This window comes from Streptomyces sp. NPDC019937 (genome assembly GCF_040631655.1).
Lineage (GTDB): Bacteria > Actinomycetota > Actinomycetes > Streptomycetales > Streptomycetaceae > Streptomyces.
In genome coordinates, this window is the sequence record NZ_JBEYAL010000065.1 from 15,164 (window position 1) to 33,505 (window position 18,342).

Here is an 18,342-nt window from a genome sequence, read left to right on the forward strand (position 1 = left end):
GGTGGCTGCCCGTGCGCCGGCACAACATCGCCGTCATCGGCACCGGCTACGTAGGGCTGACCGCCGGTGCCTGTCTGGCCTCAATGGGGCACCGAGTGGTGTGTGCGGACATGGACCCGGCCAAGGTCGAGCGGCTGTCCCGCGGCGAGGTGACGATCCTGGAGGAGTCCCTCCCCGAACTCGTGCGCGCCGGCCTCGACTCCGGCCTGCTGACCTTCGTCCTGGGCGCCGGGGAAGCGGTACGCGAGGCGGAGACGGTGTTCTCTTGCGTCGGCACACCGATGAGCCAGGACGGGGATCTGGACATGACCGCGGTGGACGCGGTCATCGATGAGATCCGGGACCGGCTGCGTCCCGGCTGCGTACTGGTCACCAAGTCCACCGTGCCGGTGGGCACCGCGGCGCGGCTGACCCGGCGGCTCGGCCGCCCGGACGTACAGGTGGTGAGCAACCCGGAGTTCCTGCGTGAGGGCACCTCCGTACACGACTTCCTGCACCCCGACCGCGTCGTCGTCGGGGCCGAGTCCCGCGAGGCCGCCGAGCACGTGGCCGCCCTCTACGCGAAGCTGGACGCCCCGACGGTGATCACCGACGCCGCGAGCGCCGAGCTGATCAAGTACGCGGCGAACTGCTTCCTCGCGGTGAAACTGTCCTACGTCAACGTCATCGCGGAACTGTGCGAGCGGGTGGGTGCCGACATCGGGCAGGTCACCACCGCCCTGGGCAAGGACCACCGGATCGGCGGCGCGTTCCTGCGGCCCGGCCCCGGCTGGGGCGGCTCGTGCCTGCCCAAGGACACCCGCGCCATGCTCAGGACCGCCGAGTCCGCGGACATCGACTTCCGGCTGCTGCGTGCCGCCATCGACGTCAACGTCCACCAGCGCGAGCGCATCACCGACAAGATCGCGCGAGTCTGCGGCACCGACTCCGCGGCCCCGCTCGACGGCGTCCGGCTCGGTGTACTCGGGCTCACCTTCAAGGCGGGTACCGACGATCTGCGGGACTCCCCGGCGATCGCCATCGCCCAGGAGCTGTCCCGGCTCGGAGCCGAACTCGTCGCCTACGACCCGGCGCTGAGTGCGGGCAGCCGACCGGTGGAGCCGGTGCCCGGCGTCACCGTCGTCGACGACCCGTACCAGGCGGCCAAGGGTGCGGCGGGCCTGGTGCTGTTCACCGAATGGCCGGAATTCCGTGACCTGGACTGGGGCCGCATGGCCGCCGTCCTGGACCGGGCGGTGATCGTGGACACCCGCAACCACCTCGACCCCGAATCGCTGCGCGCGGCCCGGATCGCCTGGCACGGAGTAGGCGTACGCCCGGTCGTGCACTCCGCCCCCGGGCTTCCGCTGCCCGAGCCTCGCTGAAGGGCCACACCCCCGGCCCACCTTCGTTCCCGGTTCAAGGAAAGGTTCGCCCCCGATGAGGGTTCTGTGCAGTATCACCGGATCGACCTCGCACGCGCGTGCCTCGCTTCCGCTGGTGCGCGCGCTCGCGGAGGCCGGGCACGACGTCCTCGTGGTCACCGCGGCCCAGCTGGTGCCCGTGTTCGACGGCGAGGCCGCGCGGGTGACGGGGGTGTTCACCGACATCACCCAGCAGGGCATGCGGCTGCTCCTGGAGGGCAGGCTGCCGATCCCGGCGGAGTTCAGCCGCTTCGCCCACGACCTGTGGGCCACCCTGGGCTGCGGTCCCCAGCTCCACGAGGCGTACGGCCTGCTGCTGCCGATCGCCCGCGACTTCCGGCCCGACGTCATCCTCCGCGACGGCTATGAGTTCGCCGCCCTGCTCGCCGCGGAGGCGCTGGGCGTCCCGCACGTCCCGGCCCCGTCGGGCTCCGGGCAGTTCCTCGACCCCGAGCTGATTCTGCCGATGCTGAACGACCGTCGCCGGGAGGCCGGCCTGCCCCCGGCGGACGACCCGGTGTCGGTGTACCGGCACGGGCGGTTCGACTGCATGCCGGTGACGTACTCCTTTGCCCGCCCCCTCGCCCCCGAGGCGGTGGCCTACCGGCAGCCGCGCACCGTCACCCGCGGCGAGACCCTGCCCGACTGGCTGCACGAGCTGCCCGCCGACCGGCCGCTGGTCCTCGCGTCACTGGGCACCGGACTGCCCGGCACCGTACTGGGCTTCCTGGACAAGGCCCGGCAGATCGGCGCTCCCGTCCCCGAGTACGATCCGGCCGAACCGTTGAACACCGTCGTCCGGGCGCTGTCCACCGTGGACTGCTCGGCCGTGGTGTCCACCCTCGGCATGCCGGTGGACGAGGGCCTGGCCGCGGACAACGTGCGGGTGGTCGACCGCTTCCCGCAGCAGCTTCTGCTGGAACGGGCGGCGCTGTTCCTCACCCACGGCGGCTACAACAGCATCCGGGAGTCCGTACGCGCCGGAGTGCCGATGGCCGTACGGCCCATGTTCGGCGACCAGAAGTACAACGCCGAGCGGGTGGCGGAGCTCGGCCTCGGCACGCACGTGTCCGAGCGCGGCCCGGAGGCGATGGCGCAGGCGTGCCACCGACTGCTCGACGACCCGCCGGTGACCGCCGTGGCGCACCGCGCTCAAAAGGAGATGCTCGCACTGCCCGGTGTCGAGGTCGCCGTGGCTCATCTTGAGCGCCTGGCCTCCTGACTCACTCCCTCCACGTCGTCGCCCAGGCGGCCAATTCCCCTCTCGCTACTGAGTTCGGAACAAGGTTTTCCTTAGTGCCGCTCAATTCCTTGTAGGGAATCCACGAGTCGGCCGTCCGGATAATCGGACAGCACCGGGTGATTCTCGCCATCGGCGACCACCCCCTGGCATCCGCGCGCCCGCATGGGCGGCGACCGTACGGGCCAGGAGCCACCCTCACCGTTCACCCCGGCTCCGCCCCTACACAGCGGGAGAAGACGTGTCCGATCACGCTCGCACCACCTCGCCTGCCCCCCTGTTCTCAGGGGCGGGCCTGCCCCGGCCCTGGGTGCTCTCCGGGCGCGACGCGGACGCGGTACGGGACCAGGCCCGTGTGCTCCGCACCTGGCTGGACGAGCGTGTGGGGTGGCATCCCGAAGCTGTCGGGCAGGGCCTGCTGCGGACCACCTCCGGCACCCTGCCGTACCGGGCCGTGATCGTCGGCGAGGAGCCGGACGCATTCCTCGCCGGTCTCGACGCCCTCGTCGCGGGCACCGCGGCGCCCCAGGTCACCGAGGGCAGTCACCCGGGCGAGCCGGGCGGCCCCGTGTTCGTCTTCCCCGGGCACGGCTCCCCGCGGCCCGGCATGGCACGCGAACTGGCGGAGTGCTCACCGGTCTTCGCCGCCCGGCTGCGGGAGTGCGCCGAAGCGTTCGCCCCGTACCTGGGCCGGCCGCTGCCGGACACGCTGAACATCCTGGAAACGCCGACCGGGCGGTGCGACGACGCACCCGCGCCCACGCCCCCCGGCGCCGCGGAGTCCGCCGCCGTGTTCTCGGTGATGGTGTCGCTGGCCGCGATGTGGCGGGCCGCCGGGGTGGAACCCGGCGCGGTGGCCGGAATCGGCCCCGGCGAGATCGCCGCGGGTCACGTCGCGGGCCTGCTGTCGCTCGACGACAGCGCCCGCGTGATCGCAGGAGCGGACCAGCCGCGGACACCGGGCGACGGCCGCGCCGGCCTGGCGGACATCACACCGCGCGGCGCCCGTGTCCCGTTCTACTCCTCCGCCACCGGCGGCCGGTGGCAAGGCCACGGACCGGACGCCGCCCGTGGGATCCGGAATCCGGGCGAGCCCGGCCGGTTCCAGGACGCCATCGCGGCCGCGCTCGAAGACGGCCACAGCTACTTCCTCGAAGTCGGCCCGCACCCGCTGCTGACCTCCGAACTCGAAACCGCCATCGAACGATCCGGCAGGCTCGCGGTCGCCCGGGCGACCCTGCGGTGCGGCGAGAGCGGCCCGGCCCGCTTCCTGCACGCCGTGGCGGAGTACTACGCCGCCGGCGGTACGCCCGACTGGGCCGCCGTCCTCGGGGGGACCGGCACCGATCCGATGGAACTGCTGATGAATCTGCCGAAGCAACCACCGGCCGGACTTCCGGGGCAGTCGACGGACGAGTCCGGCACGGGACGCGCGAACCGGACAGGGGAGCCGACGGCCCGGGATCCGGAAACCGCCGTGTCCGCCGACGCCGGCACACCGCCGGACGACGCGATCGCCGTCGTGGGACTCGCCTGCCGCCTGCCGAAGGCGGCGGACCCGGAAGCGTTCTGGCAGGCCCTGCGGTCCGGCGTGAGCGCCATCGAGGAGGCGCCGCCCGGCCGATGGGAATCACACGCCTCGGGCCCCGGGACGTCCGGCATCCGCTGGGGCGGGTTTCTCGACCACGTCGACCGGTTCGACCCGGGCTTCTTCGGAATCTCACCGCGCGAAGCCACCACGATGGACCCGCAGCAACGGCTGACCATGGAACTCAGCTGGGAGGCCCTGGAGGACGCGGGAATCGTTCCCGGAACGCTCAGGGGCAGCGACTGCGCCGTCTTCGTGGGCGCCATCGCGGACGACTACGCCACACTGAGCCGCCGGCAGGGGACCGACGCCCTCACCCGGCACAGCCTGACCGGCCTCCACCGCAGCATCATCGCCAACCGCGTCTCCTACTTCATGGGCCTGCACGGGCCGAGCCTGACCGTGGACACCGGCCAGTCGTCGTCGCTCGTCGCCGTACACCTGGCCTGCGAGAGCCTGCGCACAGGCACCTCCACCCTGGCCATCGCGGGCGGTGTCAACCTGAACCTGCTCGCCGACGGCACCGCCGCCGTCGAGAAGTTCGGCGGCCTGTCGCCCGACGGCCGGTGTTTCACCTTCGACGCCCGGGCCAACGGCTACGTCCGGGGCGAGGGCGGCGGCCTGGTCGTCCTCAAACCCCTGAAGAAGGCGCTGGCCGACGGCGACTCCATCCACTGCGTGATCCTCGGCAGCGAGGTCAACAACGACGGCGGTGGTGACGGTCTCACCACGCCGAACCCCCACGCCCAGCAGGAGGTCCTCCGCCTGGCCTACGAGCGGGCCGAAGTGGACCCGGCACAGGTCCAGTACGTGGAACTGCACGGCACCGGGACCAAGGCCGGCGACCCCGTCGAGGCAGCCGCCCTCGGCGCGGTCCTGGGAGCCGCCCGTCCCGCCGACCGCCCGCTCGCCGTGGGCTCCGCCAAGACCAACGTCGGCCACCTCGAAGGCGCTGCCGGAATAGTCGGGCTCATCAAGACGGCGCTCGCCATCCGCCACCGCGAGCTGCCACCGAGCCTGAACCACGAAACCCCCAACCCCGCCATCCCCCTCGACACGCTGCGCCTGCGCGTGCAGCGCGAACTGGGCGCATGGGAGCACCCCGAACGGCCGCTCGTGGCCGGCGTGAGCGCCTTCGGCATGGGCGGTACCAACTGCCACCTGATCCTTGCCGAAGGCCCCGCCGCCCAGGACCGCCCGGCCGCTCTCCTTCCGTCGCGGTCCGCGCCGGCAGAACTCGTCGGGAGCACCGCCGCCGCCACCGACGAGTCGCGTCCCTCCCTCCCCTGGGTGATCTCCGGCAGGACCCGGACCGCCCTGAGCGCCCAGGCCAGGCGGCTGCGGGCGCACGTCCGGGACCACGCCGAGCTGGAACCGTCCGACCTCGGCTTCTCCCTGGCCACCACCCGCGCCGACTTCCCCTGCCGTGCGGCCGTCCTCGCCACCGACCGTGGCGGCTTCCTGCGGGGCCTGGACGCCCTAGCCGACGGTGGCACCGCCCCCGGTGTCCTACGCGGCACAGGACCGGCCGGTGACCGGGCGGTCTTCGTCTTCCCGGGCCAGGGCTCGCAGTGGGCCGGCATGGCAGTCGAACTGCTCGACTCCTCCCCGGTCTTCGCCGCCCGCATGCGGGAGTGCGCCGACGCGCTCGCCCCTCATGTGCCGTGGTCCCCGGAGGACGTCGTGCGCGGGGTGCCGGGCGCCCCCGGGCTGGACCGCGTCGACGTGGTCCAGCCCGTGCTGTGGGCGGTGATGGTCTCCCTGGCCGCCCTCTGGCGCTCGTACGGGGTCGAGCCCGCGGCCGTGGTCGGCCACTCCCAGGGCGAGATCGCCGCCGCCTGCGTGGCGGGCGCCCTCTCCCTGGAGGACGCCGCCTGCGTGGTGGCCCTGCGCAGTCAGGTGCTCGCGGACCTCGCGAGCCGGGGCGGCATGGTGTCCGTCGCGCTTCCCCTTGACGAGATCACCGGCAGGCTGGAGCCGTGGGGCCCACGGTTGTCCGTCGCCGTGGTCAACGGCCCCGGCTCCGTGGTCGTCTCCGGCGAGCCGGAAGCACTGGACGACCTCGTGCGGACGCTGGCCGCCGACCGCGTCCGGACCCGCAGGCTCCCGGTCGACTACGCATCGCACTCCACCCAGATGGAGGAGATCCGTACCAGACTCCTGGACACGCTGCCCGACATCACACCGACCCCGACGGACATCCCGTTCCACTCGTCGATGGAGGGCGGACCGCTCGACCCCTCGGCACTGGACGCCGGGTACTGGTACAGCAGCCTGCGGCACACCGTCCGCTTCGACCAGGCCGTCGAGGGACTCCTCGGCCAGGGCCACCGGATCTTCATCGAGATGAGCCCGCACCCCGTCCTGGGGACGGGGGTGGGCGAAACCGCGGAAGCCGCCGGTCACGAGGCCGTCTACGTGGGCTCGCTCCGCCGTGGCGAGGGCGGCCTCGACCGGTTCGTCACCTCGCTCGCCACAGCACACGTCCACGGCTCCACCGTCGACTGGGCCGCCGTGTTCGCCACCGTGCTCACCGACCGGAGCCCCCGCCGGGTCCCGCTGCCGACCTACGCCTTCCAGCGCCGGCGCTACTGGCTGTCCGAGACCGCCACGGCCGACGGCCCGGCCCTCCGGCTACCGACCGCCGCCGGCCACGCGGACGCCGTACCCGTCGAGTCCCCCGACGCCGCCGACGCCCTCGAACACGCCGAATCCGACGGACGGTCCTGGGCACACCGGACGGCCGGCCTGTCCCGGGCGAAGCGGCAACGGACAGCGCTGGAACTGGTCCGAGCCCATGTCGCCGCCGTCGCCGGCTACCCCTCACCGGAAGCGGTCCAGCCCGGCCTCACCTTCAAGGAACTGGGCCTCGAATCGCTCACCTTGGTCGAACTGCGCAACCAGCTCACCACCGCGACCGGACTACGGCTCAAGACCGCCGTGGCCATCGACCATCCCACCCCCACCGCGCTCGCCGGCCACCTCGCGTCGCTGACCGCCGAATCGCCGCAGGCCCCCACCGCACCGACCGCCGCCATCCCCGCCGCCGACGAACCCATCGCCATCGTCGGCATGAGCTGCCGGCTTCCCGGAGACGTGGACTCCCCGGAGAAGCTGTGGCGGTTCGTCACCGCTGGAGGCGACGCGGTCTCCCCGTTCCCAGCCGATCGCGGCTGGGACACCGACAACCTGTACGACACCGCTCCGGGCCGTCCGGGCAAGTCCACCACCCGGCACGGCGGCTTCCTCCACCAAGCCGCCGAATTCGACGCGGACTTCTTCGGGATCTCCCCGCGTGAGGCCCTCGCCATGGACCCGCAGCAGCGGCTGCTGCTGGAGACCGCCTGGGAAGCCTTTGAAAGCGCAGGGATCGATCCCGCGTCCCAGCGGGGCAGGGCGAACGGTGTCTTCGCCGGGGTCATGCACAACGACTACGGCCCGCGCCTGCACGAGGCGGCAGAAGGCACCGAAGGGCACGCCCTGACCGGCACGTCCAACAGCGTCGCCTCCGGCCGCCTCGCCTACACCTTCGGCTTCGAAGGACCGGCGGTCACCGTTGACACTGCCTGCTCGTCGTCCCTGGTCGCCCTGCACCTCGCCTGCCAGGCCCTGCGCCAGGGCGAGTGCGACATGGCGCTGGCGGGCGGTGCGACGGTCATGTCGACCCCCGGCATGTTCGTCGAGTTCAGTCAGCAGCGTGGCCTGGCCGCCGACGGCCGCTGCAAGCCCTTCGCCGCGGCCGCCGATGGCACCGGCTGGGCCGAAGGCGCGGGCATGCTGCTCGTCGAACGCCTCTCCGACGCCCGCCGCCGCGGCCACCACGTGCTGGCCGTCGTACGGGGCAGCGCGGTCAACCAGGACGGCGCGTCCAACGGCCTGACCGCCCCCAATGGCCCCTCACAGCAGCGAGTGATCCGCCAGGCCCTCGCCAACGCCGGGCTCAACCCGGCGGAGGTCGACGCCGTCGAGGCCCATGGGACCGGTACCACCCTGGGCGACCCGATCGAAGCCGACGCCATCATCTCCGCGTACGGAAGCGGACGGGACGAGGAACAGCCGCTGTGGCTGGGCTCCCTCAAGTCCAACGTCGGGCACACCCAGGCGGCGGCGGGCGTGGCCGGCGTCATCAAGATGGTGCTGGCGATGCGGAACGGCGTGCTGCCGCGCACGCTGCACATCAACGAGGCCACCCCGTACGTGGACTGGTCGGCCGGCACCGTACGGCTGCTGACCGAGCCCGTGGCGTGGCCGGAGGCCGGCCGCCCCCGGCGGGCGGGGGTGTCGTCGTTCGGCATCAGCGGCACCAACGCCCACACCATCATCGAACAAGCCCCCGAGGCCGAGCAGCCCGCCGGTGTCGCGGAGGAGCGGCCTTGGACGGCACCTGTGGTGCCCTGGGTGCTGTCCGGCCGCAGCGAGCAGGCCGTACGGGCGCAGACCGCACGGCTCGCGGCGTTCCTCGACGGGGAGCCCGGCGCTTCCGCCGCCGACCTCGGCCTGTCGCTGGCGACCACGCGCGCGGCGTTCGAGCACCGCGCGGTGGTGCTGGGCACGGACTACGACGCCCTGCGAGCGGGTGTCTCGACACGCGCCCACGATGGTGCCTTCATGGTCTCCGGCGTGGTCACGGAGGGCCGTACGGGCTGGATGTTCACCGGACAGGGCAGCCAGCGCATCGGCATGGGGCGCGAACTGTACGGCGTCTACCCGGCCTTCGCCGAGGCCCTGGACGAGGTGTGCGAACACCTCCAGGCCGCGCTGGACGGCGCCACGGAGTTCCCGGTCCCCGTACGGGAGGTGCTGTTCGCGGCGGCGGGCTCCGCCGAGGCGGAACTGCTGGACCACACCGGCTACGCCCAGACGGCACTGTTCGCCGTCCAGGTCGCGCTCGTGGAACTGTTGCGGTCGTGGGGAACCGCCCCGGATGTGGTGCTGGGACACTCGGTCGGTGAGTTCGTCGCCGCGTACACCGCGGGTGTCTTCGAACTGGCCGACGCCGCCCGGCTGGTGGCAGGCCGTGCCCGGCTCATGCAGGCGCTCCCCTCGAATGCCGGGGGCTCGGGAGGCGATTCCGCCGAAGGCGGTGGTGGGCGACGCGTCGGCGGGGCGATGGCGGCCATCGAGGGATCCGAGGACGAGGTCGCCGAGATCCTCACCGGGCTGGGCGCGCACATCGCGATCGCGGCCGTCAACGGCCCGAGGTCGGTCGTGGTCTCCGGTGACGAGGACGCGGTCGAACAGGCCATGGCCACCGCCCGTGAACAGGACCGCCGGGCGTCCCGGCTGCGGGTGAGCCACGCGTTCCACTCGCCGCTGATGGAGCCGATGCTGGCGGAGTTCGCCGAGATCGCGGCGGGCATCACCTACCGGCAGCCGCATCTCCCGGCCCTCAGCACGGTCACCGGTGAGCTGGTCGGCGAAGAGGACTGGGCGACCCCCGACTACTGGGTGCGCCAGGTACGCCGTCCGGTCCGCTTCCACGACGCCCTTGAGAACGCCACCCGCACACAGGGCGTCACCCGCCTGCTGGAGGTCGGCCCCGACCCGGTCCTCACCACACTCGCCCAGTCCGCCCTGGACGTCGCGGCGGTGTCCGCGCTGCGCGAGGGGTGCGACGAGGCCAGGACCGTGCTGACGGCGGTGGCCGAGCTGTTCGTACGCGGAGCCGAGGTCGACTGGGGCGCGTACTTCGCCGGGACCGGTGCGCGGCGGGTGGACCTGCCGACGTACGCCTTCCAGCGGCAGCGGTTCTGGCTGCCGGACCTGGCCGTCGCGAGGCGGGACGGGCCCGGCACGGCCGACGGTGGCGAGGCCGCCTTCTGGGATCTGGTCGAGCGGGGCGACGCCGATGCGCTGGCCGGCCGGCTCGGCGTCGGGCCGGCCGCGCCGCTGGACGCGGTGCTGCCGATGCTGTCCGACTGGCGCAAGCGGCAGCGGGAGCGGTCCGAGCTGGCGGGCTGGCGGTACCGGATCACGTGGAAGCCCGTGCCACGCCGGGCCACCGCCCGGCTGTCGGGCACCTGGCTGGTGGCGGTCCCGCGGGAGACCGGCGCCGCATACGACGATGTGGTCGAGGCGTTGCGGGCGTCCGGCGCGGAAGTGATCGTCGTTCCGGTGGCCGACGCAGACACCCGGGAGTCGCTGGCCACCCGGTTCCGCGCCGAGGACGCCGAGCCCACGGGTGTGGTGTCCCTGCTGACGAGCACGGTCACGACGCTGCTTCTGGTGCAGGCACTGGCCGATTCCGGGACGAGGGCGCGCGTGTGGTGTGTCACCCGCTCCGCGGTGTCGCTCGGTTCGGGTGAGTGGTTGGCGAATCCGGCGGGGGCCCAGCTGTGGGGTCTGGGCCGTACGGTGGCGCTGGAGCAGCCGGACCTGTGGGGCGGGCTGATCGACCTGCCCGAGGACGCCGACGAGCGCAGCCTCACCCGACTGGCGCCCGTACTCGCCGCGACGGATGGCGAGGACCAGGTCGCGGTGCGGCCGTCGGGCGTGTTCGCGGCCCGGCTGGTGCGCGACACGGCCGCGAGCGACGACACGGATTCCTGGCGGCCGCGCGGCACGGTGCTGGTGACCGGCGGTACGGGCGCACTGGGCGGGCATGTGGCCCGCTGGCTGGCCTCTTCCGGCGCCGAACGCCTGCTGCTGGTGTCCCGTCGGGGCGCCGAGGCACCCGGTGCGGACGAGCTCCGGTGCGAGCTGGCCGGCTTGGGCGCCGAGGTCGCCTTCGCGGCCTGCGACGTCGGTGACCGCGCGGCCGTACGGGAGGTGCTGGACGCCATTCCGGAGGAGGCGCCGCTGACCGGAATCGTCCATACGGCCGGGGTCCTCGACGACGGCCCGGCCACCGAGCTGACGCCGGAACGGCTTGCCGGCGTCCTCGCGGCGAAGGCGGACGCCGCGCGCCATCTGCACGAGCTGACGGCCGGCCGGGAGCTCGACGCCTTCGTCCTCTTCTCCTCGATGACGGGCGTGCTGGGCAACGCGGGCCAGGCGGCCTACGGCGCCGCCAACGCGTACGTGGACGCCCTGGCGCACCACCGGCGTGGCCTGGGGATGCCGGCCACTTCGGTGGCCTGGGGCCCGTGGAGCGGCGACGGGATGGCCGCCGACGGTCGGGTGGCGGAGCACTTCCACCGCTTGGGCGTACGCCTGCTGGACCCGGACCGGGCCATCGCCGCCCTGCGGAGTGCGCTCGGCGAAGGCCGCGCGGCCCGTGTCGTGGTCGACGTCGACTGGGAACGCTTCGCGGCCTCGGTGGCCTTCACCCACCCCGGCCCGCTGATCGCCGAGCTTTCCGAGGCCGCGGCCCAGGCACGTACCCGGGTCGCCGACCTGTCCGCCCCGGCGGGCGGTGAGCTGGCGCGGCGGCTGCGGGAGCGCCCGGCCGCCGAGCAGGACCGGATGCTGCTGGACATCGTGCTGTCGCAGGTCGCGGCCGTGCTCGGGCACGCCACCCCGGCGACCATCGACCCGGCGCGGGCGTTCAAGGAGCTCGGCTTCGACTCGCTGACCGCCGTCTCCTTCCGCAACCGGCTCGCCACCGCCACCGCCCTGCATCTGCCCACCACGCTGGTCTTCGACCACCCCACGCCCGCCGCGCTCACGGCCTTCCTGCGCGGGCAGGTGCTCGGCGTGACGGCCGACGAGGCCGGGCACAATGACGCGGCACTCGCGCCGCTGGGTGCCGGTGACGACCCGATCGCGATCGTGGGCATGGGCTGCCGCTTCCCGGGCGGCGCCGCCTCGCCCGAAGAGCTGTGGGACCTGCTGTCCACGGCCCGTGACGGGCTCTCGCCCTTCCCCGCGGACCGAGGCTGGGACGTCGACGGGCTGTTCCACTCCGACCCGGGCCACTCGGGGACGTCGTACGTCCGTGTCGGCGGATTCCTGCACGACGCGGCGGAGTTCGACGCGGAGCTGTTCGGGATCTCGCCGCGTGAGGCCCTGGCCATGGATCCGCAGCAGCGGCTGCTGCTGGAGACCGTGTGGGAGGCGCTGGAGCGGGCGGGCGTCGACCCGCTGTCGCTGCGCGGCTCGGCCACCGGGGTGTTCGCCGGGACCAACGGCCAGGATTACCAGCACACCGCGCGGGGCCCGGCCGCGGACGTCGAGGGATATGTGACCACCGGGTCCGCGGCCAGCGTCCTGTCAGGCCGGGTCTCCTACGCACTGGGCCTGGAAGGTCCCGCGGTCACGGTGGACACCGCCTGCTCGTCGGCGCTGGTGGCCCTGCACCTGGCCGCCCAGGCGCTGCGGGCGGGCGAGTGCCGGATGGCCCTGGCCGCCGGTGCCACCGTCATGGCGACACCGGACCTCTTCGTGGACTTCTCCCGGCAACGCGCGCTGGCGGCGGACGGCCGCTGCAAGGCGTTCGCGGAGGGCGCGGACGGCACCGGCTGGTCCGAGGGTGCCGGGGTGCTGGTGCTGGAGCGTCTCTCCGACGCCCAGCGCCTCGGTCACCCGGTGCTGGCGGTGGTGCGCGGTAGCGCGGTCAACCAGGACGGTGCGTCGAACGGCCTGACGGCGCCGAACGGTCCGTCGCAGCAGCGGGTGATCCGCCAGGCCCTCGCCGCGGCCAGGCTGTCGCCCGCCGACGTGGACGCGGTGGAGGCGCACGGCACCGGCACGAGCCTTGGCGACCCGATCGAGGCGCAGGCCCTGCTGGCCACGTACGGCCAGGGCCGCGACGGCGGTGAGCCGTTGTGGCTGGGCTCGGTGAAGTCGAACCTCGGCCACACCCAGGCCGCCGCCGGAGCCGCCGGACTGATCAAGATGGTCCTGGCGCTACGGGAGCAGCGACTGCCGAAGACGCTGTACGCGGACGAACCCACCTCCCGCGTGGACTGGGAATCGGGCGCGGTACGGCTGTTGACCGAGGCCCGGGAATGGCCGTCGGGCGACCGTCCCCGCCGGGCCGGAATCTCCTCGTTCGGGATCAGCGGCACCAACGCCCACGTCATCCTCGAAGAGGCCCCCCAGGCAGCACCGGCCGCCGTCGAGGAGCCGTCGGCGGAGCTGCCGATCGTGCCCTGGGTGCTGTCGGGTCGCACCGCGCAGGCGGTGCGGGCCCAGGCCGGTCGCCTCGCGGCTCTCCTCGACGCCGGGTACGGCTCCCCGCTCGACATCGGCTTCTCGCTGGGCACCACCCGCGCCACGCTGGAACACCGCGCCGTGGTCCTGGGCGGCCACCTCGACGCCCTGCGCTCCGGCGTCACCGCGTTCGCCGACGGCGATGACGCGGTCATATCCGGCGTCGCCGGCGAAGGCCGTACGGGCTGGATGTTCACCGGACAGGGCAGCCAGCGCGCGGGCATGGGCCGCGAGCTGTACGGCCAATTCCCGGTGTTCGCAGAGGCCCTCGACGAGGTCTGCGCCCAGCTGGACGCCGCATTGCGCGGCGAGCCGGGCTTCGAGGTGCCCGTGCGGGAGGTGCTCTTCGCGCCGGAGGGTTCGTACGAGGCCGGGCTGCTGGACGGCACCGGCTACGCGCAGACCGGGCTGTTCGCGGTCCAGACGGCGCTGGTCGAGCTGCTGCGCTCGTGGGGCATGAGCCCGGATGTGGTGTTCGGCCACTCGGTCGGTGAGTTCGTCGCCGCGTACACCGCGGGTGTCTTCGAACTGGCCGATGCGGCCCGGCTGGTCGCGGGCCGCGCACGGCTGATGCAGGCGCTGCCCACGGGTGGTGCGATGGCGGCCATCGAAGCCACCGAGGCCGAGGCCGTCGAGGTCCTGGGCACACTCCTGGACGGCGAGTGGCTGGCGATCGCGGCGGTCAACGGCCCGGACGCCGTGGTGATCTCCGGGGACGAGGCCGTGGTCGAGCAGGCCATGGCGAGTGCGCGGGAGCAGGACCGCCGGGTGTCGCGACTGCGGGTGAGCCATGCCTTCCACTCGCCGCTGATGGAGCCGATACTGGCGGAGTTCGCCGAGATCGCGGCCACCATCGATTACCGGCAGCCGACGCTTCCCGCGATCAGCACGGTCACCGGAGACCTGGTCGGCGGGGAGGACTGGGTCACCCCGGAGTACTGGGTGAACCAGGTGCGCCGCCCGGTGCGCTTCCACGACGCCGTCGTGACGGCGACCGCGGAACATGCCGCGACCCGCCTGCTGGAGCTCGGCCCCGCCCCGGTGCTCAGCGCGCTCGCGCAGTCCGCCGCGGGCAGCACGGTGGCCGTATCGGCGCTGCGCACGGGACGGGCCGAAGCCGAGACCGTGTTCGCGGCTGTGGCCGAGATGTTCGTACGGGGCGCGGACGTCGACTGGTCCGGCGTGTTCGCCGGGACCGGTGCGCGGCGGGTGGACCTGCCGACGTACGCCTTCCAACGCCGTCGGTTCTGGCTGCGGGACCAGGCGACCGAGCAGCCGGAACGCGCCGTTGGCGGCGGCGCCGATGGGAGCGAGACCGAGTTCTGGAACCTGGTCGAGCGGGGCGATGCCGATGCGCTGGCCGGGCGGCTCGGCGTCGAGTCGGCCGCGCCGCTCGACGCGGTGCTTCCGATGCTGTCGGACTGGCGCAAACGGCAGCGGGAGCGGTCCGAGCTGGCGGACTGGCGGTACCGGATCACGTGGAAGCCGGTGACCCTCCCGAACACCGGTCGGCTGTCGGGCACGTGGCTGGTGGCCGTGCCGGAGGCGGACGAGACGCGGGCCGAGCCGTGCGTGCGGGCACTGCGTGCGGGCGGCGCGGAGGTGAGCGTCCTGCCGGTCGCCGCCACGGACACCGCCGACGCGCTGGCCGATCGCCTTCGTACCGCCGCTGACGGCGCTGCGGCGGGGATCGTGTCCCTCCTCGCCGAGGGCTCCCACGAACCGTCCACCGTGACCGCCACGACGCTGACGCTGATTCACGCGCTCGGGGACACCGGCCTCCCGGTGTGGTGCGTGACCCGCTCGGCGGTCTCGGTCGGGTCGGGCGAGCACCTGGCGAATCCGGCGCAGGCTCAGCTGTGGGGCTTCGGCCGTACGGTGGCGCTGGAGCAGCCGCGGCGCTGGGGCGGCCTGGTGGACGTGCCGGAGAACGCCGACGAGAAAGCGTGGACCCGCCTGGTGCCCGTGCTCGCTGCCGCCTATGGCGACGGCGAGGACCAGTTCGCGGTGCGGCCCTCGGGCGTGTTCGCGGCCCGCGTGGTCCGCGACCGGGCGGGGGCCCCGGACGGCGAAGGCTGGCGGCCGCGCGGCACCGTGCTCATCACCGGCGGTACCGGCGCCCTGGGCGGGCATGTCGGTCGCTGGCTGGCTTCGCGCGGTGCGGAGCACCTGGTGCTGGTCTCCCGCCGGGGGGCTCGGGCCCCGGGCGCGAAGGAGCTGTGCGAAGAGCTGACCGCACTCGGTGCGCGGGTCACCGTCACCGACTGCGACATCACCGACCGACAGGCCCTCGCCGCCGTGCTCGACGGCGTTCCCGAAGAAGCGCCGCTGACCGGCGTGGTGCACACCGCGGGTGTGCTGGACGACGGGCTGGCCACGGATCTGACGCCGGAGCGGCTGGCCGGGGTGCTGGCCGCGAAGGCGGGTGCGGCGCGGCATCTGCACGAGCTGACCGCGGAGCTGGAGCTGGACGCCTTCGTGCTGTTCTCCTCCATCGCGGGAGCGCTCGGCAACGCGGGGCAGTCGGCCTACGCCGCGGGCAACACCTACCTCGACGCGCTCGCGCAGCACCGGCGCGGCCTGGGACTGCCGGCCACCTCGGTGGCCTGGGGCCCCTGGGGCGGGTCCGGGATGGTGACGGACGGGGGCGTGGAGGAGTACCTGCGGCAGCGCGGCCTCAAGGCACTTGCGCCGCGGCGCGCGATGGCGGCCTTGCAGCAGGCCATGGCCGAAGGCCGCGTGTGCGCGATGCTGGCCGATGTGGACTGGCAGCGCTTCGTGCCCTCGTTCACCTCCTCCCGGCCCAGCGCCCTGATCGGCGATCTCCCCGAGGCCGCCGCGGCGCGCGCGGCCGACAGCCCGGCTCACGCCGCTCCGACCGACGGCGGACTGGCGCGTCGGCTGAGCGGGCTGTCCGCACAGGAACAGGGCCGCCTCCTGCTGGACCTGGTGCGGTCCCAGGCCGCGACGGTGCTGGGGCACGCCTCACCCACCGCGATCGCCCCGGAGCGCCCGTTCAAGGACCTCGGTTTCGACTCGCTGACGGCGGTGGACCTGCGCAACCGCCTGGGCGGTGCGACCACCCTGTCGCTCCCGACCACGCTGATCTTCGACTACCCCACGCCCGCCGCCCTCACGGCCTTCCTGCGCGGGCAGTTGCTGGGCGGGCCGGCGGACCAGGATGGCACGCCGGAGGCGACGGCCCCGGTCGCCGACGAGCCGATCGCGATCGTGGGCATGGGCTGCCGCTTCCCGGGCGGGGTCGCCTCGCCGGAAGCGCTGTGGGACCTGGTGGCCTCGGGCGGCGAGCGGACGTCCCCGTTCCCCGACGATCGCGGCTGGGACGTACCGGGGCTGCTCGACACCATCAGCGCGGCGATGGGCACCGAGTACGCCGGGATCGGCGGGTTCGTGCCGGACGTAGCCGGCTTCGACGCGGAGCTGTTCGGGATCTCGCCGCGTGAGGCCCTGGCCATGGACCCGCAGCAGCGGCTGCTGCTGGAGACCGCGTGGGAGGCGCTGGAGCGGGCGGGCATCGGTCCGCTGTCGCTGCGCGGGTCGTCGACCGGTGTCTTCGCGGGGATCTCGGCCAACGGGTACGGCGGATTCGCCCACGAGGACGGCGGCGAATCCGCCGGCTACCTGCAGACCGGCAGCACTCCGAGCGTGGCCTCGGGCCGCCTGTCGTACGTGCTCGGCCTGGAGGGTCCGGCGGTGTCGGTCGACACCGCGTGCTCGTCGTCGCTGGTCTCGCTGCATCTGGCCTGTCAGGCGCTGCGGGCGGGGGAGTGTGACACGGCGTTGGCCGGTGGCGTCACGGTGATGGCCACCCCCGCTACGTTCGTCGAGTTCTCCCGGCAGCGTGGCCTGGCTGCCGACGGCCGGTGCAAGTCCTTCGCCGAGGCGGCGGATGGTACCGGCTGGTCCGAGGGGGCTGGGGTGCTGGTGCTGGAGCGGTTGTCGGAGGCCCGGCGGCGTGGGCACGAGGTGCTGGCGGTGGTGCGTGGGAGTGCGGTCAATCAGGATGGTGCGTCGAATGGTCTGACGGCGCCGAACGGTCCGTCGCAGCAGCGGGTGATCCGTCAGGCGCTGTCCTCGGCGGGGCTTTTGGCGTCCGATGTGGATGTGGTGGAGGCGCACGGTACGGGGACGCGGCTCGGCGATCCGATCGAGGCGCAGGCGCTGCTGGCGACGTACGGTCAGGGTCGTGACGGCGGTGAGCCGTTGTGGCTGGGCTCGGTGAAGTCGAACATCGGGCACACCCAGGCCGCCGCGGGCGCGGCAGGTGTGATCAAGATGGTGATGGCGCTGCGCGCCGGGCAGTTGCCGCGGACGCTGCACGTGGACCGGCCCTCGTCGCATGTGGACTGGGAAGCCGGCTCGGTCGAGCTGCTGACCGAGGCTCGTGGCTGGCCGCAGGGGGAGCGTTCGCGCCGGGCGGGTGTGTCGTCGTTCGGGATCAGTGGGACCAACGCCCACGTCATCATCGAAGAAGCCCCCGAGGCTCCGGACCCGGCCCCGGCCGCCGCGGAGGAGCTGCCGCCGGTGGACCTGCCGGCGGTGCCGTGGGTGCTGTCCGGCCGGACGCCGGAGGCCCTGCGGGGCCAGGCCGCCCGGCTGGCGGCCTTCCTGGACGAGCGGGCCCCCGGGCAGGACCTGTCCCCGGTCGACCTGGGTTTCTCCCTCGCGACGACCCGCACAGCGCTCGACCATCGCGCCGTCGTACTCGGAGCCGACCGGGACGCGCTGTACGAGAGCGTCGTCGCGCTGGCCGACGGGGCATCGGTGGTGTCCGGTGTGGTGTCGGATGGGCGTACGGGCTGGATGTTCACGGGTCAGGGCAGTCAGCGGCTGGGTATGGGGCGTGAGCTGTATGCCGCCTTCCCGGTGTTCGCGCGGGTCCTGGACGAGGTGTGCGGCCTTCTGGACGCGGAGCTTGGGGGCAGGCCGGGGTTTGAGGTCCCGGTGCGGGAGGTGTTGTTCGCGGCGGAGGGTTCGGCGGAGGCGGCTCTGCTGGA

The 18,342-nt window shown here is 73.4% G+C and carries 3 protein-coding genes; all 3 read left to right on the forward strand.

The features are described from left to right. Positions 1–5 precede the first annotated feature (5 nt). The gene (locus ABZ562_RS38300; protein ID WP_361489245.1) at positions 6–1,364 is read left to right on the forward strand and encodes a UDP-glucose/GDP-mannose dehydrogenase family protein; all 1,359 of its coding nucleotides are present in this window, start codon (positions 6–8) and stop codon (positions 1,362–1,364) included. Between the two features lie 55 nt (positions 1,365–1,419). Next, a complete protein-coding gene (locus tag ABZ562_RS38305) occupies positions 1,420–2,625 on the forward strand; it encodes a glycosyltransferase (protein WP_361489240.1) in 1,206 nt (401 codons plus the stop codon). 259 nt (positions 2,626–2,884) lie between these two features. Then, positions 2,885–18,342 (forward strand): type I polyketide synthase (locus ABZ562_RS38310; protein ID WP_361489242.1); only part of this gene is annotated, 15,458 nt, incomplete at its 3' end.

Coding starts and splice junctions, on each gene's coding strand:
- ABZ562_RS38305 (WP_361489240.1), top strand. CDS start 1,420: ATGAGGGTTCTGTGCAGTATCACCGGATCGACCTCGCACGCGCGTGCC.